This is a genomic window from Streptomyces sp. NPDC090077 (genome assembly GCF_044747545.1).
Lineage (GTDB): Bacteria > Actinomycetota > Actinomycetes > Streptomycetales > Streptomycetaceae > Streptomyces.
This window is the reverse complement of sequence record NZ_JBIVEG010000004.1, coordinates 296,306-321,987: the sequence shown is the minus strand read 5'-3', so window position 1 is coordinate 321,987 and position 25,682 is coordinate 296,306. Positions and strand designations below refer to the sequence as shown.

General features: G+C 74.1%; 28 protein-coding genes and 1 tRNA gene. 13 read left to right on the top strand and 16 right to left on the bottom strand.

The annotated features are described in order from the left end of the window. Positions 1-17: 17 nt before the first annotated feature. From ACIPW5_RS10150 to ACIPW5_RS10140, 3 genes are all read right to left on the bottom strand, one after another. Positions 18-1,613: an NAD(P)/FAD-dependent oxidoreductase gene (locus ACIPW5_RS10150; protein ID WP_401242933.1), complete on the bottom strand. Its 1,596-nt coding sequence runs from the start codon at positions 1,611-1,613 to the stop codon at positions 18-20. A 146-nt stretch (positions 1,614-1,759) separates the two neighbouring features. Continuing rightward, complete coding sequence (locus tag ACIPW5_RS10145) at positions 1,760-2,299, bottom strand: EF-hand domain-containing protein (RefSeq protein WP_401242930.1); 540 nt, start codon at positions 2,297-2,299, stop codon at positions 1,760-1,762. Between the two features lie 141 nt (positions 2,300-2,440). Further along, positions 2,441-3,127 carry a hypothetical protein gene (locus ACIPW5_RS10140; protein WP_401242927.1) on the bottom strand — a complete coding sequence of 229 codons (687 nt, stop codon included), beginning with the start codon at positions 3,125-3,127 and terminating at the stop codon, positions 2,441-2,443. A gap of 194 nt (positions 3,128-3,321) precedes the next feature. Here ACIPW5_RS10140 and ACIPW5_RS10135 point away from each other — a divergent pair, with 194 nt between their 5' ends. Beyond that, positions 3,322-4,728, top strand: coding sequence for a TerD family protein (locus tag ACIPW5_RS10135; RefSeq protein WP_401242925.1), 1,407 nt, complete (start codon positions 3,322-3,324; stop codon positions 4,726-4,728). Between the two features lie 35 nt (positions 4,729-4,763). Here the strand turns inward: ACIPW5_RS10135 and ACIPW5_RS10130 are convergent, their stop codons facing one another. Then, positions 4,764-6,191 carry an amino acid permease gene (locus ACIPW5_RS10130; RefSeq protein WP_401242922.1) on the bottom strand — a complete coding sequence of 476 codons (1,428 nt, stop codon included), beginning with the start codon at positions 6,189-6,191 and terminating at the stop codon, positions 4,764-4,766. A gap of 119 nt (positions 6,192-6,310) precedes the next feature. Beyond that, on the bottom strand, positions 6,311-7,255 hold the full coding sequence (sigJ, locus tag ACIPW5_RS10125) for an RNA polymerase sigma factor SigJ (protein ID WP_401243144.1): 945 nt from the start codon (positions 7,253-7,255) through the stop codon (positions 6,311-6,313). A 128-nt stretch (positions 7,256-7,383) separates the two neighbouring features. On the opposite strand from sigJ, the gene ACIPW5_RS10120 reads away from it, so the two are divergent. Then, positions 7,384-7,779, top strand: a complete 396-nt coding sequence (locus tag ACIPW5_RS10120; protein WP_401242919.1) for a hypothetical protein — start codon at positions 7,384-7,386, stop codon at positions 7,777-7,779. 20 nt (positions 7,780-7,799) lie between these two features. Here ACIPW5_RS10120 and ACIPW5_RS10115 read toward each other — a convergent pair whose 3' ends face one another. Next, on the bottom strand, positions 7,800-8,897 hold the full coding sequence (locus tag ACIPW5_RS10115) for a serine hydrolase domain-containing protein (protein WP_401243141.1): 1,098 nt from the start codon (positions 8,895-8,897) through the stop codon (positions 7,800-7,802). A 169-nt stretch (positions 8,898-9,066) separates the two neighbouring features. Further along, a complete protein-coding gene (locus tag ACIPW5_RS10110) occupies positions 9,067-9,960 on the bottom strand; it encodes an alpha/beta hydrolase (protein ID WP_401242917.1) in 894 nt (297 codons plus the stop codon). A gap of 119 nt (positions 9,961-10,079) precedes the next feature. On the opposite strand from ACIPW5_RS10110, the gene ACIPW5_RS10105 reads away from it, so the two are divergent. The 3 genes from ACIPW5_RS10105 (at position 10,080) to ACIPW5_RS10095 (ending at position 13,038) form a co-directional block, all read left to right on the top strand. Then, the gene (locus ACIPW5_RS10105) at positions 10,080-11,117 is read left to right on the top strand and encodes a helix-turn-helix domain-containing protein (RefSeq protein WP_401242915.1); all 1,038 of its coding nucleotides are present in this window, start codon (positions 10,080-10,082) and stop codon (positions 11,115-11,117) included. A 142-nt stretch (positions 11,118-11,259) separates the two neighbouring features. Continuing rightward, complete coding sequence (locus ACIPW5_RS10100; RefSeq protein ID WP_401242912.1) at positions 11,260-12,093, top strand: class I SAM-dependent methyltransferase; 834 nt, start codon at positions 11,260-11,262, stop codon at positions 12,091-12,093. 111 nt (positions 12,094-12,204) lie between these two features. After that, positions 12,205-13,038, top strand: a complete 834-nt coding sequence (locus tag ACIPW5_RS10095; protein WP_401242910.1) for a class I SAM-dependent methyltransferase — start codon at positions 12,205-12,207, stop codon at positions 13,036-13,038. A 63-nt stretch (positions 13,039-13,101) separates the two neighbouring features. Here the strand turns inward: ACIPW5_RS10095 and ACIPW5_RS10090 are convergent, their stop codons facing one another. From ACIPW5_RS10090 to ACIPW5_RS10075, 4 genes are all read right to left on the bottom strand, one after another. Beyond that, positions 13,102-13,338: a hypothetical protein gene (locus tag ACIPW5_RS10090; RefSeq protein WP_401242909.1), complete on the bottom strand. Its 237-nt coding sequence runs from the start codon at positions 13,336-13,338 to the stop codon at positions 13,102-13,104. 91 nt (positions 13,339-13,429) lie between these two features. Beyond that, entirely contained in the window at positions 13,430-14,266 is an 837-nt protein-coding gene (locus ACIPW5_RS10085; RefSeq protein ID WP_401242906.1) for a hypothetical protein, read from the bottom strand. 68 nt (positions 14,267-14,334) lie between these two features. Beyond that, positions 14,335-15,225 (bottom strand): DMT family transporter, encoded by an 891-nt coding sequence (locus ACIPW5_RS10080; RefSeq protein ID WP_401242904.1) that lies wholly within the window; start codon positions 15,223-15,225, stop codon positions 14,335-14,337. A 77-nt stretch (positions 15,226-15,302) separates the two neighbouring features. Next, the gene (locus ACIPW5_RS10075) at positions 15,303-16,232 is read right to left on the bottom strand and encodes an oxidoreductase (protein ID WP_401242901.1); all 930 of its coding nucleotides are present in this window, start codon (positions 16,230-16,232) and stop codon (positions 15,303-15,305) included. A gap of 153 nt (positions 16,233-16,385) precedes the next feature. Here ACIPW5_RS10075 and ACIPW5_RS10070 point away from each other — a divergent pair, with 153 nt between their 5' ends. Continuing rightward, positions 16,386-17,000 (top strand): TetR/AcrR family transcriptional regulator, encoded by a 615-nt coding sequence (locus ACIPW5_RS10070; RefSeq protein WP_401242898.1) that lies wholly within the window; start codon positions 16,386-16,388, stop codon positions 16,998-17,000. A gap of 405 nt (positions 17,001-17,405) precedes the next feature. Here the strand turns inward: ACIPW5_RS10070 and ACIPW5_RS10065 are convergent, their stop codons facing one another. After that, on the bottom strand, positions 17,406-18,293 hold the full coding sequence (locus ACIPW5_RS10065; protein ID WP_401242896.1) for a TIGR03619 family F420-dependent LLM class oxidoreductase: 888 nt from the start codon (positions 18,291-18,293) through the stop codon (positions 17,406-17,408). Between the two features lie 227 nt (positions 18,294-18,520). On the opposite strand from ACIPW5_RS10065, the gene ACIPW5_RS10060 reads away from it, so the two are divergent. Both ACIPW5_RS10060 and ACIPW5_RS10055 read left to right on the top strand, forming a co-directional pair. Beyond that, on the top strand, positions 18,521-18,757 hold the full coding sequence (locus ACIPW5_RS10060; protein WP_401242894.1) for a chaplin: 237 nt from the start codon (positions 18,521-18,523) through the stop codon (positions 18,755-18,757). A 104-nt stretch (positions 18,758-18,861) separates the two neighbouring features. Beyond that, a complete protein-coding gene (locus tag ACIPW5_RS10055; RefSeq protein ID WP_401242892.1) occupies positions 18,862-19,959 on the top strand; it encodes a hypothetical protein in 1,098 nt (365 codons plus the stop codon). A gap of 32 nt (positions 19,960-19,991) precedes the next feature. Here ACIPW5_RS10055 and ACIPW5_RS10050 read toward each other — a convergent pair whose 3' ends face one another. The 3 genes from ACIPW5_RS10050 to ACIPW5_RS10040 all read right to left on the bottom strand — a co-directional run bounded on the left by ACIPW5_RS10050 (position 19,992) and on the right by ACIPW5_RS10040 (position 22,092). Further along, on the bottom strand, positions 19,992-20,753 hold the full coding sequence (locus ACIPW5_RS10050; RefSeq protein WP_401242891.1) for a CAP domain-containing protein: 762 nt from the start codon (positions 20,751-20,753) through the stop codon (positions 19,992-19,994). A gap of 443 nt (positions 20,754-21,196) precedes the next feature. Further along, a complete protein-coding gene (locus tag ACIPW5_RS10045; protein ID WP_401242889.1) occupies positions 21,197-21,757 on the bottom strand; it encodes a hypothetical protein in 561 nt (186 codons plus the stop codon). 161 nt (positions 21,758-21,918) lie between these two features. After that, on the bottom strand, positions 21,919-22,092 hold the full coding sequence (locus ACIPW5_RS10040; RefSeq protein WP_401242888.1) for a hypothetical protein: 174 nt from the start codon (positions 22,090-22,092) through the stop codon (positions 21,919-21,921). Positions 22,093-22,237: 145 nt separating this feature from the next. Here ACIPW5_RS10040 and ACIPW5_RS10035 point away from each other — a divergent pair, with 145 nt between their 5' ends. The 4 genes from ACIPW5_RS10035 (at position 22,238) to ACIPW5_RS10020 (ending at position 24,000) form a co-directional block, all read left to right on the top strand. Next, complete coding sequence (locus tag ACIPW5_RS10035; protein WP_401242885.1) at positions 22,238-22,597, top strand: hypothetical protein; 360 nt, start codon at positions 22,238-22,240, stop codon at positions 22,595-22,597. Then, entirely contained in the window at positions 22,594-22,980 is a 387-nt protein-coding gene (locus ACIPW5_RS10030; RefSeq protein WP_401242883.1) for a VOC family protein, read from the top strand. Before ACIPW5_RS10035 ends, ACIPW5_RS10030 begins: the two co-directional genes overlap by 4 nt. 14 nt (positions 22,981-22,994) lie before the next feature. Beyond that, a tRNA-Trp gene (locus tag ACIPW5_RS10025) sits at positions 22,995-23,069 on the top strand. A gap of 34 nt (positions 23,070-23,103) precedes the next feature. After that, on the top strand, positions 23,104-24,000 hold the full coding sequence (locus ACIPW5_RS10020; RefSeq protein ID WP_401242880.1) for a GNAT family N-acetyltransferase: 897 nt from the start codon (positions 23,104-23,106) through the stop codon (positions 23,998-24,000). On the opposite strand, the gene ACIPW5_RS10015 is transcribed toward ACIPW5_RS10020, so the two are convergent. Further along, positions 23,986-24,969, bottom strand: a complete 984-nt coding sequence (locus ACIPW5_RS10015) for an aldo/keto reductase (RefSeq protein ID WP_401242878.1) — start codon at positions 24,967-24,969, stop codon at positions 23,986-23,988. The genes ACIPW5_RS10020 and ACIPW5_RS10015 overlap by 15 nt on opposite strands. A gap of 112 nt (positions 24,970-25,081) precedes the next feature. Here ACIPW5_RS10015 and ACIPW5_RS10010 point away from each other — a divergent pair, with 112 nt between their 5' ends. Further along, on the top strand, positions 25,082-25,669 hold the full coding sequence (locus ACIPW5_RS10010) for a TetR family transcriptional regulator (RefSeq protein WP_401242875.1): 588 nt from the start codon (positions 25,082-25,084) through the stop codon (positions 25,667-25,669). Positions 25,670-25,682: the final 13 nt, after the last annotated feature.

Below are 25,682 nucleotides of genomic sequence, written 5' to 3'. Positions count from 1 at the left end.
GGCGCAGCCGGTCCCGCTCAGAAGCCGCAGGCCGCCCGCGCGTCCCGGAAGCGGTCGGGGTGCCGCCGCCGGTACTCGACCAGCGACTGCGCGACCGCGGCGCCCTCGCCCACGGCCGCGCCGACCCGCTTGACGGATCCGGACCGGACGTCGCCCACGGCGAACACCCCGGGCACGCTGGTCTCCATCTGGAGGGCGTCCGGGCCCGCTCCCCCGCTGCCGGTCAGCACGTACCCGCGCTCGTCGAGCTTCAGCGCGCCGCCGAGCCACTCGGTGGACGGGCGGCCGCCGATCAGGACGTACAGGCAGTGCGCGCCGACGGTCCGCTCGCCGCCGTCGCGCTCGCGCAGCCGGAGGCCGGTGAGGGTGTCCCCGCCGAGGCACTCGGCGACCTCGGTGCCCAGCAGGACCCGCAGGCCCGGGGTCCGCTCGATGCGCTGCACCAGGTAGCTCGACATGGACGCGCCGAGGTCGGTCCCGCGGACCAGCAGGGTGACGGAGCGGGCGTAGCGGGCGAAGTAGAGGGCCGCCTGGCCCGCGGAGTTCCCGGCGCCCACCATGTACACGTCCTCGCCGGCGGTCGACGGGGCGTCGGACAGGCAGGACCCGTAGTACACCCCGGAGTTGAGGAGCCGGTCGGTACCGGGTGCCGTCAGGCGGTTCCAGTCCACCCCGGTGGCGACGACGACGGCCGCCGCGGTCACCGAGCCCGCCTCCTCGGTGCCCGCCTTGACGAACTCGACGCGGTGGCCGCCCTCATCCGTGGCCGAGACCCGGCCGGCCACCCGGGTGGGCTGCCACTCCACACGGGCCCGGCGGGCCTGCTGGAGGGCGCGCTGGGCGAGATCGCCGCCGGTCAGGCCCACGGGGAAGCCGAGGTAGTTCTCGATCCGCGAGGTCGATCCCGCCTGCCCGCCGGGGGCGTCGTCCTCGATCACGACCACGCTCATGCCCTCGGCCGCGGCGTACACCGCCGCGGACAGGCCGCCAGGACCGCCGCCGACCACGGCGACGTCGTAGTGGTCCTGCCCGGCCGGGCGGATGAGGCCCAGCCGTTCGGCCAGTTCGCTGATCGAGGGGTCCGCCAGTTCGGTGCCGTCGCCGAGCCGGACGGTCACCGGGGCGTCCCGGCCGTCCTCCTCGGGCAGCCAGCGGAAGATCACGCCGCTGCGGGCGAGGAAGTCGCGCACGGCATAGGCGGCCGGCGAGAAGCGGCTGCCGCGCACCTCCGCGGTCGGCAGGTCGCCCCGGCAGTCGGCGTTCCAGGTGCACAGGGAGTCGTCGAGCGCGGCCCGGAGGTGCTCGGCCGGGTGCTCCCCGCCGGGTCCGGCGTCGGTGCCGGGCGCGTCGCCGGACGGGCGGGCCAGGGGCAGCCAGCGCACGCCGGGGGGCGCGGCGCCGGGCTCGGGGGCCTCGTCGGCGAGGACGGCGGCCACGGGTACGTTCCGGTCGGCCAGTGCGTTCAGCGCCCGGACCACCTCCGCGGGCCCGCCTGCCTGGAGCACGCGGAACGAGGTCCGGTACCAGCCCTGCACCAGCTCGGCCGTCTCGTGCCGGCGGATCGGATCGGAGTCGGACAGGACGATCACCGGCAGTGCGGCATCGGGCGTCAAGGGGTCCTCCCACAGTCACGTATCGAAAGATCGGCTTCCGCCCGGGTCAACGAGCGGGGAGGCGATACGAACCGGCCGGGGAGGAGCCGCCGCGGGCGGCGGGGCGGCAGCGGGCGCGCGGGCGCACCGCCGCCGCCGGGGGGACTTCAGAGGCGCCCGAAGAACTGGTTCCCGCGGGCCGCGTGGTTCTCGCTGGTGTAGTACTCCTTCATCGCGGAGCTGATCTCCTCGCGGCTCAACTGGCCGTCGCCGTCGAGGTCCAGCCGGTCGAAGGCCTCGTCGAAGGTCTGGCGGGGCAGCCGGAACATGCCGTGGAGCAGGGAGGTGTACTCCTCGCGGCTCAGCATGCCGTCGCCGTCGCGGTCGCCGAGCTCGGTCCAGGCGTTGCTCATGTTCCGGATCCGCTCCCAGATCCGGTTCTGGTCGGAGACGATCCGCGCCCGGAACGCCCTGCGGAACTCCTGCCGGTCCACTCCCCCGTCGGCGTCGCGGTCCATGCGCTCGAAGACCGTGTCCCAGAGCTGCGCCAGCGAGTCCCGCAGCCCCGCCACCTCGTCCGGGGTGAGGCCGAGCGACTCGGCGAGCCGGTCCGAGAGGCCGATGACGTCCGACTTGTCGAGCCGGCCGTCGCGGTCCGAGTCGAAGACGTCGAACGACCGGTCCAGCTTGATGTCCAGAACGCTCACGACAACACCCCTTCACTCCACGTATCCGCTCCGCCACGGTGCGGAGCGGGCCCAGGAAACCACACCATCCGGCCCCGCCGCAGCGAAGGCCGGGCCGACTGCGCGTTCCGGGTGACGGGAGCGGCCGTGCGTCCGGTGGCGTCAGCGCGCTCCGGCTCCCGTGCCGGGACCGCGGCGGTGGCGCAGCCAGGCCGTCAGGGCGGCCTGGAGTTCGGCCACTTCGCGGTGGCTGAGGTCCTCGCCGCGCGGGCCGGCGTGCAGCCGCACCCCCGCGCCCGTGACGCTCCAGCCGGCGCCGCGTCCCGGGCGGGAGGCGAGGGTGCGGCCTTCGGCGAGGGCGCCCAGGGCCTGCCGGACCGCCGGGGGGATCCCGGCCGGGCCGGGCGGGGGCGCTGCGGTGCGCGCCCGCGGGGTGAGGCCGATCGCGGCGTAGAAGGCGGTCAGCGCCCCGTCGAGGGTGCCGGGGCCCGCGGGGGCGGCTCCGGTGAACTCCGCGATCAGCTCCGGGTGCGCCCGGGGGGCGTGTTCGCCCCACGGGCGGGGGTGGAGGGGGTGCTCGTCCGCGTCGAGCCGGACGCAGACCGGCGGGATCAGCTCGCGGCCGTAGCCCTGGTGGACGAGTCCGGCGTATACGCGGCGCAGGGTGGCGGCCTGGCGCGGTACCGGGTGCGCGTCCGGGGCCGCCGGGGCCTGGGGTCTGGCGGGGCGCGGCGCCAGGCCCAGGAGTCCGCTGCTGTGGTGCAGGACGCCCGCCTGGGTGAGCACCACCGTGGCCTGCCGGCCCTTCCTGTCCCAGCCGAGCCGGAACCCGACCACCGTCGTCGCCATCAGCCCGCTCCTTCCCGGCCGCCGCCCGGCCCCGGCCGTCCGGAGCACGCTAACCGGGGCCGCGCCCGCCGGGGGCGGACATGGCCGAGGTCCGCCCCCCGCCGCGCCCGGTGTGGTACGGGCCGGCGGCCCGGCCGTCCCGCGCGGTGGACAGAAGCTCGACTTGTGTCCAACTGGCCTGCGACGATGCGGTCATGACGCAGATCATCAAGGGGGGCAACCTGCCCGTGTCCGGCGAGCCCATGCGGGTCGCCGTGGTCCGTCGGGCGGCCGGTCCGGGTGTGCCCGAGATCGACCCGGCGGCACTGCTGCTCGACGACAGCGGGAAGGTGAGGGGCCGCAGCGACCTGGTCTTCTACAACCAGCGTGCGCACGCCACCAGTGCCGTGGAACTCCTGGGCAACGCCCGGAGCGAGGACGGGCGGATGGCGGACTGGCTGGAGATCGACCCGGGCCGGGTCGAGCCGGAGGTGGAACGCATCGTCATCGCGGCGTCCTCGGAGGGCGCGGCCTTCGGCGAGATAGCGGGGCTGTACCTGGAGGCCGTCAGCACGGCGACCGGGCGGCGGATGGTGGTGTACTCGGTCGACGAGGACGACGCCGCGACCGAAACGGCCTACGTGCTGGGCGAGTTCTACCGCCGGGACGGGGGCTGGAAGTTCCGTGCGGTCGGGCAGGGCTACGACGCGGGGCTTCCGGGGCTGGCCGAGGACTACGGGTTCACGGTGGAGGACGAGGCGGAGGAGGAGCCGGAGGAGGCGGACGCCGGTCCGCCTCCCGCGCCCGCGCTGCCCGAGGCCCCGCCGCCCGCCCCGCCGCTCCCGGAGCCGGTGGCTGCGGCCCCGGAGACGGCGGCCCCGCTGGAGGAGGCGGCTGCCCCGGCGGGCGACGCGCCCGTCGCCCCCGTCGGCGTCCCCGTCTCCAAGTCCGGTGCTCCGCTGCTGGGCACCATCACCCGGCGGATCAACGGCCTGCCGACCGACTTCGGGCCCGACTTCCCCGTCTTCACCCAGGAGGGCAGGGGCGAGGAGGTCGTCCGCGTGGAGACGGCCACGGCGGCCGGCTTCGCGGTGGTCGACCTGGTCCGGCTCGGGGACGGCCTCGTGGAGGTCAACGCGCTGAACCACCGCAACCGCGAGAAGACGCCCGCGGCCCTGCGCGGCTGGAACGAGGACTTCACCGGGCGCGGGATCGTGGACCACGACGGGAACGGACCGCTGCGGCTGCGGATCAAGGCGCGGGGCGAGTGGAAGATCACCGTCAACCCGGTCTCGGTGCTGCGGGACGCCTCCGAGCGCGTCGAGGGGGTCGGCTCCGACGTGCTGGCGTACGCGGGGCCCGCCGTCGACCTCGCCGTCAGGTACCGCAACAGCAAGGACGACGCCTGGTTCGAGCTGGAGTCCCTCCGGCGCAGCGCCTCGCGCCGCAGGCTGCACAGCGGTGACCGGTGGCCCGGCCGGAGCACGGTGGCGCTGACCCGCGGGGCGCGGCTGCTGATCGTCAGCTACGACAGCGCCTGGTCCCTCACCCCCCGCGAGGTCACCCCGCACCCGAACCGGCGGGAGGGCGAGGTGCCGCCGTTCTGGCGGCGCCTGCGCTGACCCGTGACGCGGCTCGGCCGGGCCCGCCCGTCGGCTCACCGGCCGGCGGGCGGGCTCCCGGCCATCTTGGAGTTGCGGTAGGAGTAGCCGAAGTAGATGGCGAGGCCGATCAGGAACCAGACCACGAAGCGGAGCCACGTCTCCACGCGGAGGTAGGTGATCAGCCAGATCGACGCGATGACCCCGACGGCGGGGGTGAAGGGCATGAGGGGCGTGCGGAAGGTGCGGGGCAGGTCGGGGCGCCGGTAGCGCAGGACGATGATCGAGGTGCACACGACGGCGAAGGCGAGCAGGATGCCGATGTTGGTGAGCTCCGCCGCCTCGCCGATCGGCACGAAGCCCGCGATGGCCGCCGACGCGACGCCGACGATCCAGGTGACGCGGGTCGGGACGTGCCGGGTGGGGTGGGTCTTGGCGAACCACTGGGGCAGCAGCCCGTCACGGCTCATGGAGAACCACACCCGGGTCACGCCGAGCATGAAGGTGAACATGACGGTGAGGATGCCGATGATCGCGCCGACGGCGATGATGTCGGCGACGACGGGCAGTCCGGCCGCCTTGAAGGCGCTGGAGAAGCCGCTCTCCGGGTCGATCTCGGTGTACTTCTGCATGCCCGTCAGGACCAGGCAGGCCAGGACGTAGAGCACCATCGCGATGGCGAGGGAGTAGAGGATCGCGCGGGGCATGTGCCGCTGCGCGTCCTTGGACTCCTCCGCCGCCGTGCTCATGGCGTCGTAGCCGAAGACCGCGAAGAACACGGTGGCCGCGCCGGTGAAGGCGCCGCCCACGCCGAAGGGGAAGAACGGCGTGTAGTTCTCCGTCTTGATGTGGAAGAAGCCGACGACGATCACCAGCAGGACGACCAGCACCTTGAGGACGACGACGACCGTCTCGAAGCGTGCGGCGTTCTTGATGCCGAGGGTGAGCAGGTAGGCCGTGAACAGGCACAGGACCGCGGCGATGAGGTCGAAGCGGTGTCCGTCGCCGGTGCCGGGGGCGCCGAGCATCCAGGTGGGGAGGGAGGCGCCGGTCTCCTCCAGGAGGAAGTTGAAGTAGCCGGAGATGCCGATGGCGACGACGGCGACGATGGCCGTGTACTCCAGCAGCAGGTCCCAGCCGATGAGCCAGCCGGCCAGTTCGCCGAGGACGGCGTAGCCGTAGGTGTAGGCGGAACCGGCCTTCGGGATCATGCCGGCGAATTCGGCGTAGGAGAAGGCCGCGGCGGCGCTGGCGACGCCCGCGATGAGGAAGGAGAGCAGCACGGCCGGTCCCGCGACGCCGTTGGCGACGGTCCCGGCGAGGGTGAAGATGCCGGCGCCGATGATGCCGCCGACGCCGATCGCGGTGAGCTGCCAGAGGCCGAGGGTGCGGGTGAGCTGTTGGGTGGGTGCGCCTTCGGGTTCTTCGATGTGCTCGATCGGTTTGCGGCGCAGTACGCCCTGCCCTGACCACAGGCTGGCCATGCTCCGATCCTTTCGGCCGGGTGACGGGCGCACATCATCTCCGAAGCGCCGACGTTGCGGAATTAGGCGCTCCGGTGAGGTGCGCCCATCTGGCGCGAACCCGTGGCCGGCTCTCGGGGTCAGTTCCAGGTCCGCAGCTTCTCCGGGTTGCGCACCGCCCAGATGCGCGTGATCCGGTCGCCCGCGAGGTCGAACGCGGCGACCGTGACGGTGGTGTCCCCGAACCGGGCGACCAGGCCGGGGCGACCGTTGACCGACCGTTCCAGGAGGGCCAGGCCGGGCGTGGACCTCCCGCCGGTCCCGGTGAGGTAGCGGGCGACCCGTTCGGCGCCCGTGACCGGGTGCAGGACGGCGCCGACCAGGCCGCCGCCGTCGGCGACCAGGGTGGCGTCGGGGTCGAGCAGGCCGACCAGGGCGGCGACGTCCTTGGCCTCCCAGGCCCGCTTGAAGTCCCTGATGACGCGGGCCCGTCCGGCGGCCGGGACCGGGTCGGGGCGCGCGCTGCCGATGCGGCGGCGGGCCGAGGACGCCAGCTGGCGGCAGGCCGCCGGGCTGCGGCCCAGGATGCCCGCCACTTCGGCGAAGGAGTAGCGGAAGACGTCGTGGAGGATGAAGGCGATCCGTTCGGCCGGGGTCATCGCTTCGAGGACGACGAGGAAGGCCATGTCGACGGACTCGTCGAGGGTGACCCGGTCGGCAGGGTCGGTGCCGGCGCCGCCGGGGGCGCCCGTCCACTCCGTACGGTCCGGCAGGGGCTCCGGGACCCACTGGCCGACGTAGCTCTCGCGCCGGGCCCGGGCGGAGCCGAGCACGTCGAGGCAGACGCGGCTCGCCACGGTCGTCAGCCAGGCGCCGGGAGACTCGACGGCCTCCTGCTTCTGCCGCGGCATGGCGTACCAGCGGGTGTACGCCTCCTGGACGGCGTCCTCGGCCTCGGCGAGGGAGCCGAGGAAGCGGTAGGCGAGGTTGGTCAGCCGGGGGCGCTCCCCCGTGATCACGCTCAGGCTGGGGTCGGTGGTCATGGCCTCGGCGGCTCCCTCGTTCGGCACTCCCGTCGGGGCCATCCTCGGGGAAACACCGAGGTGGAGGGCGAGTTGGTGCGTCACCTCACATTCTCGGCGGCTGCGTCGTCGTCATGACGAGACGGCGGGGCGATCCCGGAACACCGTCGGAAATCGGAGAGGGGCCCACCATGCCCGAGCAGACGTCGGTGTGGAAGTTCCTGCGGATCGCGGCGGGTTTGCAGACCGCCGGCATCTTCTTCCAGGCGGTCACCGCCGGGATGCTGCTGTCGTCGGAGTACGGGGAGGTGCTGCACGGCGCGGGAGCCCGCGGCATGTACGCCGCGTCGATGCTGTACGTGCTGGGCGCGGTCCTGGTCTGGCGGCCCGGCGGCGGGCCGGTGAGACCGGTGCTGTACGCGGTCGGCATGCTGGTGCTCGCCTCGGTGCAGGTCGTCCTGGGCATCGCCCACATGGCGGCCCTGCACGTCCCGTTGGGGGTGCTGATGTTCGGCCTGAGCCTCCTCCAGCTGGGGCACGCCGTGCTGGGCGGCCGCCTCCGCGCGCCGGCGGCCGGAGCCGCCTGACCGCGGGGCGGCCGCGCGCGTCAGGAGCCGGAGGCGTGGGGGCCGCCGGACGCCGTCCCGTCGCACATCGCTTCGCCGTACAGCTCGGCGAGGGCCTTGTCGACGGGGTGGGGCGGCCGGCTCCCCGAGGGGTCCGGTGCGGTCCAGCGCTGGAGGTTGACGGCCACCGACATCTGGCGCCGGCCGTCGTCCCGGGTCAGGGACATGGTCCCGGCTCCCCAGACCGAGCCGTCGTGGCCCCAGAAGGTGCCGCAGCCCGGGACGGTGACCTTGTGGAGGCCGAGGCCGTACTGGACCGTCGTGCCGTCCAGGGCGCGGACCGGTACGGTGCGCTGCATCTGCTCCAGGGAGGCGCGGCTGACGATCCGGCCGTCGAGGAGCAGGGCGTAGAAGCGGTTGAGGTCCGCCATGGTCGACACCAGGGCGGCGCCCGTCCCGGCCCAGGACATGTCGTAGACGCTGTAGTCGCGCGGCGGGTCGAGCAGGCCGAACGCGGCCTCGTACATGCGGGAGTGGGGGCCGTCGACGGACGGGCCGGACGGGAAGCCGGTGTCGCGCAGGCCCGCGCGCCGGATGACGTTGCGGGTGATGTACTCCTGCGCCGGGGTGCCGGTGACCCGCTCCAGGAGCTCGCCGAGCAGCAGGGTGTTGGTGTTGGAGTAGACCCCCGGCAGGGATCCGGGCTCGCTCGCGGGCGGGGCCGAGACGCCGAGCCGGATGAGCTCGGCCGGGCGGAAGCGCCGGAAGCGGTTGTCGTCGAGGCTCGCGGGCGATCCGGTCTGCAGGGACGGGAAGGCGTGGGCGATGTAGTCGGGGAGGCCGCTGGTGTGGTTCAGCAGCATCCGGACGGTGATCTTCCGGCCGCGCTCCCCCGGCACCAGGTCGGGGAGGTGGTCGCCGATCGGCGCGTCGAGCCGGATCCGGCCCCGTTCGACCTGCTGCATGACGGCGGCGGCGGTGAAGGTCTTGGTGACGCTGCCGACGCGGTGGCGCAGGTCCGGGCTGACGGGGCGTCCGGTCTCGACGTCGGCGACCCCGGAGGCGCCGCGCCAGGTGCGGCCGCCGGTGCGCACCTCGCCGTACACCCCCGGCACGCCCGCGCGGTGGACGGCGTCCATGGCCGCCCGCAGTTCCGCCGGGGTCACGGTGCGGTGCGGTGAGGGGGCCGCCGTCGCGGGCACGGCGGCGGTGGTGCTGAGCAGGGCGGCGCCCGCGCACAGGGCGAGGCGGAGTTTCGGCCGGATCGGCATGGTCGTGCTCCTCATCGGGGTGGGTGCGGTGGGCGGTTCAGGCGAGGGCGCGGCGCAGGACCGCGCCGAGTTCGGCGTTCTGGCGCTGGGACACCTCGGCGGACAGCAGGGCCTGCGAACCGTGGAAGGTGCCGGGCCACTGGTGGATCTCGACCGGTACGCCCGCCCGGAGCAGGCGCAGCCCGTACTCCAGGCCCTCGTCGCGGTTCGGGTCGAACTCCGCGGTGGAGATGTAGGCCGGGGGCAGGCCGGACAGGTCGGCCGCCCGGGCCGGCGCGGCGTACGGGGTGGCGGGCCCCGGTCCCAGGTAGTGCCGCCAGCCCGCGGCGGCCTTGTCGCGGTAGAACCAGGGCGTGTCGGTGAAGGTGCGGGCCGACCAGCTGTCCTGGCGGTCGTCGAGCCCCGGCTGGTTGAGCAGCTGGAACCGGATCGCCGGTCCGCCGTGGTCGCGGGCCCTCAGGGCGACGGCGGTCGCGAGGTTGGCGCCGGCACTGTGGCCGCCGACCGCGATGCGGGCCGGGTCGACGCCGAGGGCGTCGGCGTTCCCCGCCGCCCAGGCCAGGACGGCGTAGGCGTCGTCCAGGGCCGCGGGGAAGGGGTGTTCGGGGGCGAGGCGGTAGTCCACCGAGATCACCACGGCTCCGGAGCCGGCCGCGATGCGGCTGGCCCAGGGGTGTTCCGTGTCGAGGTCGCCCATGGTGAACCCGCCGCCGTGCATCCACACGACGGCGCCCTCGGCGCCGTGCGGCCGGTAGACGCGGACGCGCACGTCGGGGTCGGCCGCGACGGTGCGGTCCTCGACCTGCAGGTCCGCGGCGTCCGGTGCCGGTACGGCGGAGGCCAGTTCGGCGAAGCTCTTGCGGGCGGCGACCGGGTCGCTCAGGTCGGTCCGCGGGAAGAAGGGTACGAATGCTTCGAGTTCGGGGTCCATGGCCGACATCCTCACCGGGCGGGCCGGCCCGGGTCGTCCGCCGTCCGTCGGGCATCCCGGCCCGATCGCGCGCCGTTCGGCGCCCCCTGCCGGCCGGTCCGGCCTTCTATGCTTGGGCCATGGAGGCACTCGCCGTACGGCTGTCGGGACTCGATCCGTACGTGGACGGGGCCCTGCGCATCGTCGCGTTCTACGACACGCTGATGCGCCGGCGGGTGGACCTCCCGGCCCTCGCCCGCGCCTCGGCGGGGCTGGCCGAGTGCGTCGCCGGGATCCGGCTGTACGGCACGGGGCGGACGATCCGCGTCTCGTCCGGCGGCGGCGAGCTCCCGGCGGGGTCCGCGCCCGGGTCCGGCCGGGTGGCGGTGGTCCTGGACGAGGAGGAGATCGGCTCGGTGTGGCTGGAGCGACCGGGACCGGCCGGGCCGCTCGACGAGGTGCTGCTGGAGCGGCTCGCCATCGCCGTCGCGGCCGCCGTCGAACGGTACGGGCCGGCCCGGACCACGATGGCCGATCCGGCCCTCGTCGAGCTGGTGATCGGTACCGGAACCGACGAGGCGGCCCGGGCGCGGGCGCTGCGGCTGCTGGGCTTCGCCGCCGGCCGGCCGGTGCGGGTCGCGGCCGTGCGGTCGGACGGGCTGCCGCTGGACCGGGTGGGCGGGCTCGTCTGTCCGGGGCGGCCGGTCAAGGGGGCGGTGGTCGGCGGGGTCGGGGTCGTCCTGGCCGCGGCCGTGGAGCCCGACCGGTTCCCGGCGGGCGTGCGCGCGGGGATCGGCACCGCCGAGCGGCCCGACGTGGCGTGGCGGGAGGCCCGTACCGCCCTGCGGTTCGCCACCGCGCGCGAACCCGTCGTCCGCCATGCCGCGCTGGGCGCGCTGGCGCTGCTGGCGGAGCTGCCGCGGGACGTGCTGCGCGGCAACCCCGACGTCGCGGCGGTGGCCCGGCTGGCCGCCTGCCCGGAGGACCTGGAGACGCTGGACGCCTACTGTGCCACGGGGTCGCTGCGCCGGGCGGCCGACCTGCTGCACCTGCACCACAGCAGCGTGGCCCGCAGGGTCGAGCAGATCGGCCGGGTCACGGGCCTCGACCTGACCGGAGCGCCGGGACTGGCCCGGGCCGGGCTGGCACTGGCCGCGTGGCGGCTGCTGGAGGGGTGAGGGCGGCGGGCAGGGCGCCGGAACTCCGCCCGCGTTCCACCCGAACGGACCCGTGCCGCTCCCACCGGGCCGGGCGCCCGCCGGGTTCTTATGCTCGAAGGAGACGGCCATCGGCACCGTACGGACGAGGGAGGCGGGTGGCATGACCGAGACGGCGGAGGCGCGCGAGGCCGACCGTGCGCTCAAGGCGAAGCACCGGACGATGTGGGCGCTCGGCGATTACCCGGCGGTCGCCACACAGGTCGTGGCGGCGCTCGGGCCCGCGCTCGTGGAGGCCTGCCGGGTCACGGACGGCGACCGGGTGCTGGACGTGGCCGCGGGATCGGGCAACGCCTCGATCCCGGCCGCACTGGCCGGCGGGGACGTGGTGGCCTCCGACCTCACCCCCGAGCTGCTGGCCGTGGGGCGCAGGGAAGCCGAGGCCCGCGGTGCGGTGCTGAGCTGGCAGGAGGCGGACGCGGAGGCGCTCCCGTTCGAGGACGCCACCTTCGACACGGTGATGTCCTGCGTCGGGGTCATGTTCGCCCCGCACCACCAGGCCGCCGCCGACGAGCTGGTGCGGGTCTGCCGCCCCGGCGGCACGATCGGCCTGCTCAGCTGGACCCCGGAGGGTTTCATCGGGCAGATGTTCGCCACCATGAAGCCGTACGCGCCGCCGCCCCCGCCGGGAGCGCAGCCGCCGCCGCTGTGGGGCCGGGAGGAGCACGTGCGGGAGCTGCTGGGCGACCGCGTCACCGGCGTGGAGGCGCGGCGGCGGGCGATCCGGGTGGACACGTTCGGGGAGCCGGAGGAGTTCCGGGAGTTCTTCAAGGCCGCCTACGGGCCGACGATCGCCGTGTACCGCAGCCTCGCCGACGATCCCGACCGGACCGCCGCCCTGGACGACGCCCTCGCCGCACTGGCGTCCGGCGCCCTGCGGGACGGGGCCATGGAATGGGAGTACCTGCTGGTCACCGCGGAGCGGAGCGCCGCCTGAGCCCGGTCGCTCCGGGGCGCGCCGCCGACCGGCCCAATGCGGGTGTCGCGGCGGCCGGCGGGCGATCCTTCAGGCCGGGCGGTACGGGGCCGTCCGGCGGAAGGAGTCCCGGTGGCAGCAGTGTCCCCCGAAGAACCTCCGGTGCGGGCGGGACGGTACGGCGAGGCGCTGTTCCGGCCCGAGGCGCCGGGTGAGGGCGAGCGCATCGACCACGCCGCCCTCGTCTACGACCCGCTCACCCACCAGCGGCTGCGCGCGCTCGGGGTGGGTCCCGGCTGGCGCTGCCTGGAGGTGGGCGCCGGGACGGGCACGGTCGCCCGCTGGCTCGCCGAGGAGGCGGGGGTCGACGAGGTCCTCGCCCTGGACCGCGACACCAGCCGGCTGGCCCCGCTGGCGGGGCCCCGGCTGAGGGTGCTCACCGACGACCTGACCCGGCTGGACGACGAGGCCGAGCTCGGCTCCTTCGACCTGGTCCACGCCCGGTTCGTGCTGATGCACCTCCCCGAGCGCCGGGCCCTGCTCGACCGGCTCGCGAAGCGCCTGCGGCCCGGCGGGTACCTCGTCCTCAGCGACGCGGCGGACGTGCCGGACCCCGCCGACGCGCGCTCGGCGTACCGGCGCACCCTGGACGCGATGTGGCGCACTCTGGCCGAGACCATCGGGACGGACATCGGCGCCGTGCTGAACTACCCGCACGCCCTGCGCGCGGCCGGTCTGGCCGAGGTCGCCGCGGAGCTGGTCTGCCCGCCGCTGACGCCCGGCAGTCCGCTCGCCGCCTTCTGGCGCGAGACCTGGCAGCGGATGCGGACGGACCTGCTCGCGCCGGGCCGGCTCGAACCGGTCGTCTTCGACGAGGCCCTCGCCTATCTGGACTCCCCCGGCCTGGCCGAGATCGGCCCGGGCATGCTCACGGCATGGGGCCGCCGCCCGGTGCCGCGCGCCTGACCGGCGCCGCACGATGGGGCCCGCGGCCCGCCGCCTCCGGGCAGGGGGCGGCGGGCCGGGCCGTCAGTGCAGGGTCCAGGTGAACTTGCCGCCCCCGACCCACCGGACCTCGTCCAGGTCGTCGAGGTCGTGGATGGTGATACCCGCCTCCGAGGCGACCAGCAGCACGTCCGTCATCGATTCCGCCCGGCCGACGAACTCCCCGTCGAGCTCGATGATCCGGAAGGGCGGGGTACCGGGTTGGACTCCCAGGACGGTGATGCGCGCCGGGGAGAGGTGAGGTGTCAGGCCTTCGGTCATGGGGAGACGGTTGCACGCCGTGACCGGTGAGGGGCGCGGCGACACGGCACGGGGCGCCGATCGGCGGCGTACGGGGGACGGCCCGGCGGGCTCAGCGGCCGAGCGCGCCGCGCAGGGTGATCCCGTGGCGGCTGCGCAGGCGCCGGACTTCCCACACGGAGAGCGCGGTGACCGAGAGGGGGCCGCCGAGCAGGAAGGCGTAGAGCACCTCCGGGGGCGCGGCGACGTCGGGGCCGTTGAAGACCTGGAAGGCGAACAGCGACCACACCAGCAGCGGGGAGAGCAGGGCCGGGAGCAGCTGGTGGACGTCCGAGGCGCGGAAGCAGGAGGCCACGCAGACGTAGGCGGCGAGGACCGTGTACGGGACGGACGCGATCAGCAGCACGACGGCGGCCAGCCAGCCGATGATCAGGACGATGAGGCTGGCCAGGGAGCACAGGATGCCGCGGCCGAAGATCCCGGAGAAGAAGTCCATCAGGTCGTTCCCGCCGACCAGGTCGCCCTTGAGGGTGGCGAGGGAGAGCCAGATCGCCGCGGGGCCGAGGGCGAGCGCCAGCATGCAGACGATCGGGCCGAGCAGCCGCCGGGAGAAGGCCCGGCGCCGGTCCGGGGTGCCTGCGATGAGGAAGGCGGTGATGCCGAGGACGCTTCCCACCAGCAGGATGCCGCAGGCGAGGCCCAGTTCGGCGAGTTTGCCGAGGACGAAGTCCTGCCGGCCCGAGCTCAGCGGATAGGCCAGGACGAGCCATACGGCGGCGATCATGCCGAGGAGGGTGCGGATGACCTGGAGGCTGCCGATGAGCCGGTCGTCGGGGCGTTCGTCGAGTCCGGGGGCGTGGTCGCCCATCAGGTCGCGGAAGAACTCGTTCGCCGTGGCGAAGGGGCCCGTGGACCCGCTGCCGCCCGCCTGCGGCCTGGTCGTGCTCACTTCTCGTCCCCCGGGTCCCCGCGCGTGCTTCCCGCGGCGGGCGCACCCCGCCGCGGACGTCGAACACCCTAACGGATCTTGGACTGTTCACCGGTCGGGCCGGACGGCTCGGCCGGGGGCTCGCTCCTGGCCAGGGCCAGTACTCCGGCGCAGATCAGGGCCAGGCCCAGGAGCTGCGGCAGCAGCCACCAGTGGGCCCGCAGGTGCTCCTCGTACAGCAGGACCCCGAGCGCGATGCTGACGCCGGCGTCACCGAGGGTCAGCGCGGGCTGCGAGGCGACCAGCGGCCCGCCCTGCATGGCGTGTTCGAGCAGCAGCAGGGCGCAGACGCCGCTCGCACCGAAGGCGTACGTCTCCCAGGCCGTCAGGAACGCCCCGATGCCGCCGCCCTGGAGGACGTGCACGGCGGACTTCATCAGGGCGGCCGTGAGCGCGTAGCAGACGGCGGTGGCCGCGCCGAGGCACCCGGCCCGCATCCTGCCGGGCGGCCGCCGCAGCCCGGCCACGGCCAGGACGGCCACCGCCGCCGCGCAGGCCGCCAGGGCCAGCACCCAGCGGTCGAACGGCACGTGGGTGCGGTTCCCGGCGGGCGCGGCGGCCACCAGCACGATCCCGAGCCCGGCCACGACCCCCGCCACGGCGAGCCAGAGCGCGCCCGGCAGGCGGCTGCGGGCCAGGAGCGAGGCGATCAGCAGGGCGAGCGGCAGCTCCAGTACGAACAGGGGCTGGACGAGGGCCAGCGCGCCGGTGGCCAGCGCGAGGGCCTGGCCGACGCCGGCGGCGATCACCGCGAGGATCCCGCCGATCCACAGGGGCCGCCGCAGCAGGTCGAGGACGAGCCCGAACCGGAAGCCGTCGCTCTGCGGCACGGTGAGCGAGGCCCGCCGCTGGAGGACCGTCGCCAGCGCGTTGCTGAACGCCGCGAACAGTGCGAAGAGGACCGGCAGGAGGAAGCCCATGCCCCGATCCTGACCGCACGGGGGTCGCCCCGCGCCGCCCGTACCCCCGTCCGGGCCGTTCCCGCCCCCGGCCGGCCCTACGGGTACGTGACGCCGGTCAGGCGTTCCGAGAGCGACCACAGGCGGCGGGCCGTGGCGGGGTCCCGGAGGGCGCGCTCCCGGGCGCGGAGGACGGGTTCGCCGCGGAGCTGGAAGGGGCCGTCGGGGACGACGTAGCTCCCTCCGGGCAGGCCCGGGAGGGTCGCGGCGTAGAGGGAGGTCTTGGCGCCCTCCGGGGTGGGACGGAAGACGCTGCGCAGGAGCAGGCGCACGAGGGTCCCGTACGCCCGGCCCCGGCTGCGGTTGGCGCCGCCGGTGAGCACGTTGGTGCGGGTGAGTCCGGGGGCGACGGCCATGCTGCGCAGCCCCAGGCCGGCGGCGTCGGCGCGGCGCTGCAGTTCCGCGGCGAAGTACAGGTTCGCCCGCTTCGACTGGAGGTAGGCGTACAGCGGCCGGTAGCCGCGCTCGGCGTCGAGGTTGCGCAGGTCGAACCGGGCGAACCGCTGGCCCTCGCTGCTGACCGTCACCACCCGGGGGTCGGGGGCGGCCAGCAGGTGCGGCAGGAGCAGGCCGGTCAGTGCGTACGTGCCGAGGTGGTTGACGCCGAACTGGGACTCGAAGCCGTCGGCGGTGCGGGCGAACGGCACCATGGCGATGCCCGCGTTGTTGACCAGGAGGTCGAGCCGGTCGTGGTCCCAGTCCTCGGCGAACCGGCGGACGGACCCCAGGTCGGCGAGGTCGAGCGGGCGCAGTTCGGCACGGGCGCCGGGGACTTCGGCCCGCAGCCGCTCGACCGCCCCGCTCCCGCGCTCGCGGCTGCGGCAGGCCAGGACGACGTGGGCGCCGCGGCGGGCGAGTTCGCGGGCGGTGACGTAGCCGATGCCGCTGTTGGCGCCGGTGACCACGGCCAGCCGCCCGGACTGGCCGGGGACGGAGGCCGGTGTCCACCGGGGGGTACGGGGAGTCATGGGGAACCTCGATCCACGGGTCGGGAGCCTCGGCCGCATCCGGCGGCACGGGCATGGGCGCAGCCACAGGCACGGCAGGACTGCATTGCAACTGCCAGTTGCAATATGCTGATGCTGTCGCATGGACCGCCAATAACGCAACTAGGAGTTGCAATGGATTCCGCCGAGTCGCCCCCGAGGCGCGGCACCCCCGTCGGACGCGGCAGCAGGATGCGGGCCGCCGTGCTGGCGGCGGCCCTCGCCGAGCTCACCGAGACGGGCTACGCCGCACTGACCGTCGACGCCGTCGCCCAGCGGGCCGGCGTGCACAAGACGACGATCTACCGGAACTGGAAGACCCCCGACGGCCTGGTCGAGGACGCGCTCACCCGCCACTTCGCCACCGACGTCCCGGTCCCCGACACCGGGACGGTGGAGGGCGACCTGCGGGCCCTGGCCCGTTCCCTGGTCGCGTCCATGACCACGGATGCGGGCCGCGCGCTCCTGACGACGGTGCTCTCGGACGCCGTCCGGACCCCCCGGCTCGCCGCGATCAAGCGGGCGCTCTTCGAGGACCGCTTCCGGCGGGCCGAGCCCGTCGTCACCCGGGCCGTCGAACGCGGCGAGCTGCCCGCCGGGACCGACCCCGCCGAGCTCCTGAAGACACTCGTCGCGCCGGTCTACTTCCGCCTCGTGTTCACCGGCGAACCGGTCGACGCGGCGACCGCGGACCGCGCGGTGGACGTCGCCCTGGCCGCCGCACGCGCGGGCGTGCTCCCGGCGCCGTGACCCGTCGCGGGGTCCGGTGACGGTGCGTCAACATGCGGTCGGGAAGGGCGGGTCGTCGGCGATGCCGGAGCCGCACGGCACCACGCGGGCAGCCGACCGCCGGTGGGCCGCCGAGGCCCACCTTCACCGCGCTCGCTGCCGCCGCCCCGTGATCGAACCGGCACACGGTCACGCCCGTCTTCGGTCCGCCCTCGACAAGAAGGCCCCGGTCTCCGTGAGGAGGCCGGGGCCTTGTCAGAGCGCTGGGCAGGCCTTGCACCTGCATTCCCCCACGGGAAGTGGGGTGTCTTTCCTTGGACCACCAACGCGCGTCCCGTCCACCGTGTTTCGCGGCGGCGAGCTCGAGATCAACTATACGGCACGCGGCCGGCCGTTCGAACCGTCGGCCGCGTGACCCCGGACCCGCTACCCGGCGCGTACCCGGTCGAGGACCTTGACGCCCAGTTCCAGTGCCTCGTCCGGTTCGCGCACGCACTGCTGGAGGTCGACGAAGCAGCTCTCGGCACCCGTGTCCCGGATGCCGTCGAGGACCGCGGCGATCTCCTCGCACGGGGTGCCCGGCTTGGCGTTGAAGCGGATGCTGCGGCGCAGGGCGTCGGGGTCGCGGCCGGCTTCCTCGGCGGCCTGTCGGGCGACGGCCCACAGGCCGGCGAGTGCCGCGGGCGGCAGGACGGCGCCGGCCCAGCCGGTCGCGCGGCGGCCCACCCGGCGCATCGCCGCGGGCGAGAACCCGCCCAAGTAGACGGGCGGGTGCGGCCGCTGCACCGGGCGCAGGCCGACGTGGGCGCGCGGGATGCGCCAGTGCGGGCCGTCGTGCTCGAACTCCTCGCGGGTCCAGATCCCCTGGAGGACGTCGAGGATCTCGTCGAGCCGTTCGCCGCGCCGGCCGAAGTCGGCGTTGACGGCGGTGTATTCGTCGCGCAGCCAGCCGATGCCGAAGCCGGCGTCCAGCCGGCCGCCGCTCACCTGGTCCAGCGAGGTGAGGCTGCGCGCGAGCAACAGGGGCGGGTACCAAGGGGCGTTGAGGGTGCTCGTGCCGAGACGGACGCGGCGGGTCGCACCGGCGGCGACGGTCAGGACGGTGAGCGGATCGAGGAAGGTCCGGTATTCGGGCGGGTACGGGTTCTCGGGCGTGTGGCCCGGGTAGAGGTCGCTGGGCTCGACCGGGGCCAGCGAGCGGTCCCCCACCCAGAGCGAGTCGAAGCCGGCGTGCTCCGCGTCGCGCGCGAAGCCGGCGATGCGGGCGGCCTGCGCGTGAGTGCCGTACTGGGGCAGTGCGATGCCTATCTCCATGGCCCCATCGTGGATGCGGGGCGGTCCAGGGGCCCAAGGGCGCCACACGTGACACGTGACACAACGTCGTTGTGGGGGCGGCCGTCTCCTCCACCACGGCACCCGTTCGGGCGGCGCCGGTCACCCCGGGCGCCGGAACACGCCGTTGGTCAGGTGAATGCCGGGCGGGAAGCCCCCGGAGGCGGTGTGATCCTGCTTCGACGTTCCGTCATCGAGTCTGGAGTGACATGCGTATTCGAACTGCGATCGCCGCCACCGTCCTGGCCGCGGCCGGCATCCTCGGCGCCGGCGGTGCCGCCGTTGCCGACTCCAACGCCAACGGCTTCGCCGTCGGCTCCCCGGGCATCCTGTCCGGCAACGTCGTCCAGGTGCCGATCCACATCCCGATCAACGTGTGCGGTAACAGCGTCAACGTCATCGGCCTGCTCAACCCGGCGGCCGGCAACACCTGCATCAACACCTGACCTGACCGCGGCGCGGCCCCGGCCGCGTCCGCACGGACCCCTCGCACCCCGTCCGGCGGTGCGAGGGGATACCGTGTTCCTCCAGGTCAAGAGGGGGAACAGGGATGTCGCACAACGCCGGATGGGGACAGCAGCCGCAGCAGTCCGCACCGCAGTGGCCGGGTGGCTGGATCCAACCGCCCCCGCAGCCGGGGGTCATACCCCTGCGTCCGCTCGGTGCGGGCGAGATGATCGGCGGCGCCTTCAAGGCGCTCCGCCAGTACTGGAAGCCGCTGGCCGGCGTCACGCTCGCGGTCCAGGGCATCGGGTTCCTGCTGGTGGTGGCGGCGGTGGTCATCGGCATCGCGGCGGCGAGCAGCACCTTCTCCGAGGTCTTCGACGTCGACTCGGACACACCCGCCGACGGCTCGGACGTGGCGACCCTCTTCCTGGCCCTGCTGCCGGGGGGCGTGCTCCTGCTGCTGGTGATGCTGGTGAGCACCGCGGCGATCGGCGCCCTGTGCCCCGCGGTGGTGCAGGAGGCCGTGCTCGGCCGCTCCGCGACCTTCCGCGACATGTGGCGCCGCAGCTGGTCCCGGCTGCCTTCGGTGCTCGGCGCCGTTTCGCTGATCGGGCTGATCGCGGGCGGGCCGGTGATCCTGCTGTACGCGATCGCCCTGCCGCTGATCATCACGTCCTGGGACGACTCGGTGCCGCCCGTCGGCCTGTTCCTGCTGATCGCGGGGGTCCTCGCCTGGATGCCCGTGGCGGTCTGGCTCGCGACCCGGTTCAGCCTCGCGCCCGCCGCGGTGGTGTTCGAGGGCCTGCGCCCGGTGGCCGCGCTGCGGCGGTCGGCGCAGCTGGTCCGCGGCAGCTGGTGGCGCGTCGCCGGTGTGACCCTGCTCGGGTACGTCGTGGGGGTGGCCGGGGGCTACGCCATCCAGATGCCGTTCGGGCTCGTCGGGATCCTCGCGCTGTTCCCCGCGATCCTCGGCTCCGGCCCGGACGGCTCGGCGGCCGTGACGGCCCTCGGGTTCGTCGTGTACGCGGTCTGCTTGCTGGCCGGCACCGCGTTCAGCGCGGTGTTCCAGCTGGGCTACCCGCAGCTGGTGGTCTCCCTGCTGTACGTCGACCAGCGGATGCGCAACGAGGACCTCGCGCCGGCCCTGATCGCCGCCGCCTACCCCGCCCCGGCGCCGGGCCAGGTCCCCCCGTCACCCTGACGGACGTCCCGGGCCGCGGCGTCCGGGCCGGTTCAGCGCGCCGCGGCGAAGTCCTGGGTCCAGTACTGGCCCGGCTGGGCGAGGCCGATGCCGATCTCCTTGTACGAGCAGTCGAGGATGTTCCGCTTGTGGCCGGGGCTGTTCATCCAGCCCTCCATGACCTGTTCGGGCGTGCTGTACCCGTAGGCGACGTTCTCGCCGTACGTGCGCCACTGGTACCCCGCGCGGGTGATGCGCTGCCCCGCGTCGGAGCCGTCGGACCCGGTGTGGGACATGTTGCGGTGCGCGGCCATGTCGGCGCTGTGGTCCTGCGCGGCCTTCGTGAGCTTCTCGTTGATCGTGAGCGCCGGGCAGCCGGCCGCGGCACGCGCCTGGTTGACGAGTTCGAGGACCTTGGCCTGTTCGTCGGAGGGGGCCCCGGAGGCCTGCGGCGCGGCGGGTGCGGCGGTGGGCTCCGCCGGCTGGGGCTGCTGGGGCTGCGGATCGGCGGGCGGCGCGGCCTCGACGACCGGCTCGGCGGGCTCCGCGGCGGGCTCTTCCGCCACAGGCTCCACGGGCGCCGGCGCGTCGGCGGCGGGCTGCACGGGCGCGGCGGCCGGGACGGGTGCCTGCGCCGGGAGCGGGGCCCCGGGAGCCTCGAAGGGTACGTCCAGCTGCGCCGCGGCCGGCCGCACGCGACCGCCGTCCTGGGTGTCCAGACAGGCCATGGCGGCGGTGGGGACACCCACGACGGCCAGCGCGCCGACGGCGACGGCTATCTTCCGGTAGTGCGTCTTCTTACGGTGCTTCTTCATGCGGGACCTCACTCGGTGATCGCGAAGCTCCCGGCGCCGGACCGCTGGGGCGCCGGAGGAGTCGCCATTCTTAGAAGGCCCGCAGGGGCATGGCAAGCCGGCTCCGGCCCGGCACGCCGCAGGCCCGGGCACCGGCTTGAAAGGGCGCGAAGATCGTGCATGACCGTCCGACGGGCCCGTCCCGGAGCAGCTGACGCGCCGCTAGAACCACCTCCCATCAGGAACGTTGGGGGAGGCGAAATGAGAGTCACCAATTCCGTTTCTGGCGGAGTGCGGCATGTCAACGCCAAACAGGGACAAATAATGAAATGGGCACCCACCGGCGCCCACTTCGGGGCCCTCGGGACCACCGGAGACCCTGTGTCCCATGTCACGAAACCGCGGAGCCCCGCACACCGTCCGCGGACGGTGTGCGGGGCTCCGCGCGGTGGCGCCGCCGTACGTCAGAAGGAGCTCTTCGACGCGCTGACGACGACGCACTCCTTGTACTCGGTGCCGTTGGTCTTGCCGAAGTACGGGGTGGTGGCCTCGGCCGGCTGGGACGCGCCCGCCTTCACCTTCAGGCTGCTGACCATGGCCGTCGCGGGGACCGCGGTCGAGGTCGCGTCGCCGCGGAACTTCATCGTGATGTTGTACGTGTAGTCCAGCGAACTGTTGTTGGTGACGGTGAGCTTGGCGACCAGGTTCTTGCCGCCGGCGTCCAGCTTGCACCCGTCGATCCGGATGTCCCGCTCGGCCTTGTCCCTCGAACCGCCCGTGGTGGAGCCGGTGGTGGTGCTGCCGGTGGTGGTGCTGCCGGTGGTGCCGGTGGTGGTGCTGCCGGTGCTGCTGCCGTCGTGGCTGCCGCCCGTGCTGCCCCCGCTGGAGCTGCCGGAACTGCCCGAGCTGGAGCTGGAGCTGTGGCTGCTGCCGCCGCAGCTGGCACCGTGCGAACCACGGGCTCCGGTCAGGGCGACGACGGCTATACCGAATACTGCGACCGCGCGGACATGGCGAAGCTTCACGTTACGAACCCCGTTGGAATATCAGTGAGCAGGAGGGCCCGCCTTGACGGGCGCACGTCACCCTACAGGCGGAGGGGATGCGATCCGGCCACCTTTCGACCCCGTGGCGCGTCTGTTGAGGAGCCGTTACGCAAGGCCCGGACGGCGGCCGCCGGAACCCCCTACCGCTCCTGCGGCGGATCGTCCTCGGGCCACAGACCGATCATGTCGAGCAGGGTCGCGAGGTCCTCCGCCCCGAGGGCGCGCGAGGCGACCGCGCGGCGGGCCGCGGCCCGGTCCACGGTGGCCGCCCGGGCCGGCAGTGCGGGCTCGTCACATCCGAAGGGATCTTTCATACGACCGATGCCACCACGGGCCCGGCCGATCCGCAGCTCCCGCTGCTCCCATCGGCCGCCGCCGCCGGACCGCCCCGTAGGGTGGCCCGGACATCCACCCGGCCGGGGGCCGCGCCTCCGGACCGCCTTCCTCCAGGGAGCCACCGTGGCGCGCTCGCTCGACGGCCTCGTCTTCGTCCCCGTAGCCGACCAGGCGCCGGGCCAGGTCGGCCGGCAGACCCGGTTCGCGTACCACGAGCAGGACGGCCGGGTCTGGGCCGAGTACTGTGGCGGGGACGTGGCCAGGGGACATCTGGTCGGCACCCGGGCGGACGACACCGTCGACTTCCGGTACGTCCAGCTCCGCCACGACGGCTCGACCGCCTCCGGGCACTGCGTCTCCCTCGTGACGGAACTCCCCGACGGGCGGCTCCGGCTGGAGGAGACGTGGACGTGGGAGTCCCAGGAGGGCAGCGGCACCAGCGTGGTCGAGCAGCAGCCCGATACGAGGGAGAGCACCCGATGAGGATCCACCTGTCCAGCGTCTTCGTCGACGACCAGGACAAGGCCCTGCGGTTCTATACGGACGTACTGGGCTTCGTGAAGAAGCACGAGGTGCCGCTGGGCGCGGACCGGTGGCTGACCGTGGTCTCGCCGGAGGACCCCGAGGGGACCCAGCTGCTGCTGGAGCCCGACGGCCACCCCGCGGTGAAGCCGTACAAGGAGGCCCTGGTCAAGGACGGCATCCCGGCCGCCTCCTTCGCCGTGGACGACGTGGCGGCCGAGTTCGCCCGGCTGAGCGGCCTCGGGGTGCGCTTCGCGCAGGAGCCGAGGGAGATGGGCCCGGTCACCACCGCGGTCCTGGACGACACCTGCGGCAACCTGATCCAGATCGTCCACGGCGGGTAGGCTGCCGGGCGGGCGGGGCCGTAGCGCAGGGGTCGACGCGCGCGGTCTCCAACACCGTGAGGACGCCGGTTCGAATCCGGTCGGCCCCGCCCGCCCGCCGCTCCCCCCGCCTAGGGTGGGCGAATGAGCGAGATCGAGATCGTTGCCGAACAGGGCACGTGGCGGGGCGGGTTCGAGGAGCGGGTGCTGGCCGGGTACCGGGCCGCAGGGTGCTCGGAGGCACTGGCCCGGGCCCTGCTGGAACGGGCCGTCGAGGGGATCGAAGGCTGGACGGTGGCCACGGACGGCACCGGCTGGATAGCGGTCGGGGTGTCGGAGGACAACGGGGCGGTGGTGGGCCGGATCCACGACCTCACGGCGGCGCGGGGGCGCGAGTGGGCCGAGCGGTGGTGCGCCGGGCGCGGCGCCGAGCGGGTGGAGGTCCGGCTCACCGGCGGCGCGGGAGCCTTCGCCGACTACCCCGTGCGGGGGCAGAACCGCATGCGCGTCGTGGCCGGGGATCCGCAGCTGCCGCCGGGGCTGACGGTCCGGCGGCTCACTGAGGAGGAGTACCCGGCCTGGTACGCCGCCGAGGAGGCCGCGTACGTGGCGGACATCGTCCGGGCCGGGGCCCTCACCCCGGAACAGGCCAAGGAGAAGTCCGACCAGGACTTCGCCCGGTACCTCCCCGAGGGCTACCGGACCCCCGGACACGCCTTCTACGCGATGGAGGCCGACGGCCGGGTCATCGGCACCGGCTGGGTGAACCACGGGTTCCTCCCAGGCGTCACCTTCGGCTTCTCGCTGGAGGTGCACGAGGAGCACCGGGGCAAGGGCTACGGCAGGGCCGCCATGGCCGTCGGCGAGTGGGCCACCCGGCAGGGCGGGGACGGGGCGATGATGTTCAACGTCTTCGGCGGGAACGAGGTCGCGATGGGCCTGTACGACAGCACGGGCTTCGCGGTCCTGGACGAGTTCCGCTCCCTCGACCTGCGCCGTCCCGCCCCGGAGCGCCCCGGCGGGGGCTCAGCCGTTCAGTGACGCCATCAGCTCGGGCGCGTACCGGTCCCCCGAGACCACACCGTGCGGTGCGACGGCGTCGATGGAGGCCAGGTCGGCGTCGGTGAGGGCGACCGCGGTGGCGGCGACGTTCTCCTCCAGGTAGCGGCGCCGCTTGGTGCCGGGGATCGGCACGGCGCCCATCCGCAGGGTCCAGGCCAGCGCGAGCTGCGAGGGGGTGACCCCCTTCTCGGCGGCGAGGGCCCGGACGCGGTCGACGACGGCGAGGTTGCGGCCGAAGTTGTCGCCCTGGAAGCGGGGGTCCGTACGCCGGAAGTCGTCGGCCGCGAAGTCGTCCGGGCTGGTCACGGCGCCGGAGAGGAAGCCGCGGCCGAGCGGTGAGTAGGCGACGAGGCCGATGCCGAGCTCGCGCAGGGTCTCGCGTACGCCGTCGTGCTCGATCCCGCGCTCGAAGAGGCTGTACTCGGTCTGTACGGCGGCCAGCGGGTGCACCGCGTGGGCGCGGGCGATGGTGGCCGCGGCGGCCTCGCAGATCCCGATGTGGCCGACCTTGCCGGCGGCGACCAGCTCCGCCATGGCGCCGATGCTCTCCTCGACGGGGACGGCCGGGTCGACGCGGTGCAGGTAGTACAGGTCGATGCGGTCCGTGCCCAGGTGGCGCAGGGAGCGGTCGGCGGACCGGCGGATGTACTCGGGGGTGCCGTTGTGGCCGACGAAGGCCCCCTCGTCGGTGAATTCGACGCCGGTCTTCGTCGCGATGACGGCGGCGTCGCGGCGGCCGCGGAGGGCCTTGCCGAGGAGCTGCTCGTTGACGAAGGGGCCGTAGCCCTCGGCGGTGTCGAGCAGGGTCACGCCCAGGGCCAGGGCGCGGTCGATGGTGGCGAGGGACTCGGTCTCGTCGGTGGCTCCGTAGTGGGCGCTCATGCCCATCAGGCCGAGGCCCTCGGCGCCGACCTCCAGGCCCTGACCGCCCAGTGCGCGGATCTCCATGGTGTCCTCCGTGGGGTGGGGTGCAGACAAGTAACTAACTGGATAGTTCGAGTCTGCACAGGAGCTGCGCCAGATGTCAATAACCGGATAGTTACTTGCTAGGCTGCCCGTCATGGCACGGGATTCCAGCGCAACCAAGGCACGCCTGCTCGACGCGGCGTTCTCCGAGTTCGCGGCGTACGGCATCGCCGGCGCCCGGATCGACCGCATCGCGGCGTCCGCCCAGGCGAACAAGCGGCTCATCTACGTCTACTACGGCAACAAGGAGCAGCTCTTCGACGCCGTGCTCCAGCGCGCCCTGGAGACGGGCTCGGAGTCGGTGCCCTTCGACGCGGAGGACCTGCCCGGCTACGCGGGAGCGGTCTTCGACCACTTCGTGGCCCACCCGGACCTGATGCGGCTGGTGCAGTGGAAGCAGCTGGAGCGGCCGGAGACCGGCGAGGCCGTGGCGGAGTCCTACCGGGGCAAGATCGCGGCGGTGGAGCGGGCACAGCGGGCGGGCCTGGTCGACCCGGGCCTCGACCCCGGTGACGTGCTCACGCTGGTCATGGGGCTGGCGCAGGCGTGGACCGGCGCGGTGGGCGGACCGGCGACGGGCGGACCGGGCGAGCCCTGGCCCGCCGCGCGGCTGGCCCGGCACCGCGAGACGGTGGTGGAGTCCGCCCGGCGGCTGGTCGGGCCCCCGCACCCGCGGGGGTGACCGGCGGCCCGAC

Excerpts from the sequence above, each read along its gene's own strand:
- ACIPW5_RS10030 (WP_401242883.1), top strand. The coding sequence starts at position 22,594 with ATGAGGATCCACCTGTCCAGCGTCTTCGTCGACGACCAGGACAAGGCC.
- ACIPW5_RS10120 (WP_401242919.1), top strand. The coding sequence starts at position 7,384 with ATGCCCGAGCAGACGTCGGTGTGGAAGTTCCTGCGGATCGCGGCGGGT.
- ACIPW5_RS10040 (WP_401242888.1), bottom strand. The coding sequence starts at position 22,092 with ATGAAAGATCCCTTCGGATGTGACGAGCCCGCACTGCCGGCCCGGGCG.
- ACIPW5_RS10140 (WP_401242927.1), bottom strand. The coding sequence starts at position 3,127 with ATGGCGACGACGGTGGTCGGGTTCCGGCTCGGCTGGGACAGGAAGGGC.
- ACIPW5_RS10050 (WP_401242891.1), bottom strand. The coding sequence starts at position 20,753 with ATGAAGAAGCACCGTAAGAAGACGCACTACCGGAAGATAGCCGTCGCC.
- ACIPW5_RS10100 (WP_401242912.1), top strand. The coding sequence starts at position 11,260 with ATGACCGAGACGGCGGAGGCGCGCGAGGCCGACCGTGCGCTCAAGGCG.
- ACIPW5_RS10015 (WP_401242878.1), bottom strand. The coding sequence starts at position 24,969 with ATGGAGATCCGCGCACTGGGCGGTCAGGGCCTGGAGGTCGGCGCCGAG.
- ACIPW5_RS10075 (WP_401242901.1), bottom strand. The coding sequence starts at position 16,232 with ATGACTCCCCGTACCCCCCGGTGGACACCGGCCTCCGTCCCCGGCCAG.
- ACIPW5_RS10060 (WP_401242894.1), top strand. The coding sequence starts at position 18,521 with ATGCGTATTCGAACTGCGATCGCCGCCACCGTCCTGGCCGCGGCCGGC.
- ACIPW5_RS10065 (WP_401242896.1), bottom strand. The coding sequence starts at position 18,293 with ATGGAGATAGGCATCGCACTGCCCCAGTACGGCACTCACGCGCAGGCC.
- ACIPW5_RS10080 (WP_401242904.1), bottom strand. The coding sequence starts at position 15,225 with ATGGGCTTCCTCCTGCCGGTCCTCTTCGCACTGTTCGCGGCGTTCAGC.
- ACIPW5_RS10110 (WP_401242917.1), bottom strand. The coding sequence starts at position 9,960 with ATGGACCCCGAACTCGAAGCATTCGTACCCTTCTTCCCGCGGACCGAC.
- ACIPW5_RS10090 (WP_401242909.1), bottom strand. The coding sequence starts at position 13,338 with ATGACCGAAGGCCTGACACCTCACCTCTCCCCGGCGCGCATCACCGTC.
- ACIPW5_RS10020 (WP_401242880.1), top strand. The coding sequence starts at position 23,104 with ATGAGCGAGATCGAGATCGTTGCCGAACAGGGCACGTGGCGGGGCGGG.
- ACIPW5_RS10130 (WP_401242922.1), bottom strand. The coding sequence starts at position 6,191 with ATGGCCAGCCTGTGGTCAGGGCAGGGCGTACTGCGCCGCAAACCGATC.
- sigJ (WP_401243144.1), bottom strand. The coding sequence starts at position 7,255 with ATGGCCCCGACGGGAGTGCCGAACGAGGGAGCCGCCGAGGCCATGACC.
- ACIPW5_RS10105 (WP_401242915.1), top strand. The coding sequence starts at position 10,080 with ATGGAGGCACTCGCCGTACGGCTGTCGGGACTCGATCCGTACGTGGAC.
- ACIPW5_RS10115 (WP_401243141.1), bottom strand. The coding sequence starts at position 8,897 with ATGGACGCCGTCCACCGCGCGGGCGTGCCGGGGGTGTACGGCGAGGTG.
- ACIPW5_RS10010 (WP_401242875.1), top strand. The coding sequence starts at position 25,082 with ATGGCACGGGATTCCAGCGCAACCAAGGCACGCCTGCTCGACGCGGCG.
- ACIPW5_RS10135 (WP_401242925.1), top strand. The coding sequence starts at position 3,322 with ATGACGCAGATCATCAAGGGGGGCAACCTGCCCGTGTCCGGCGAGCCC.
- ACIPW5_RS10070 (WP_401242898.1), top strand. The coding sequence starts at position 16,386 with ATGGATTCCGCCGAGTCGCCCCCGAGGCGCGGCACCCCCGTCGGACGC.
- ACIPW5_RS10055 (WP_401242892.1), top strand. The coding sequence starts at position 18,862 with ATGTCGCACAACGCCGGATGGGGACAGCAGCCGCAGCAGTCCGCACCG.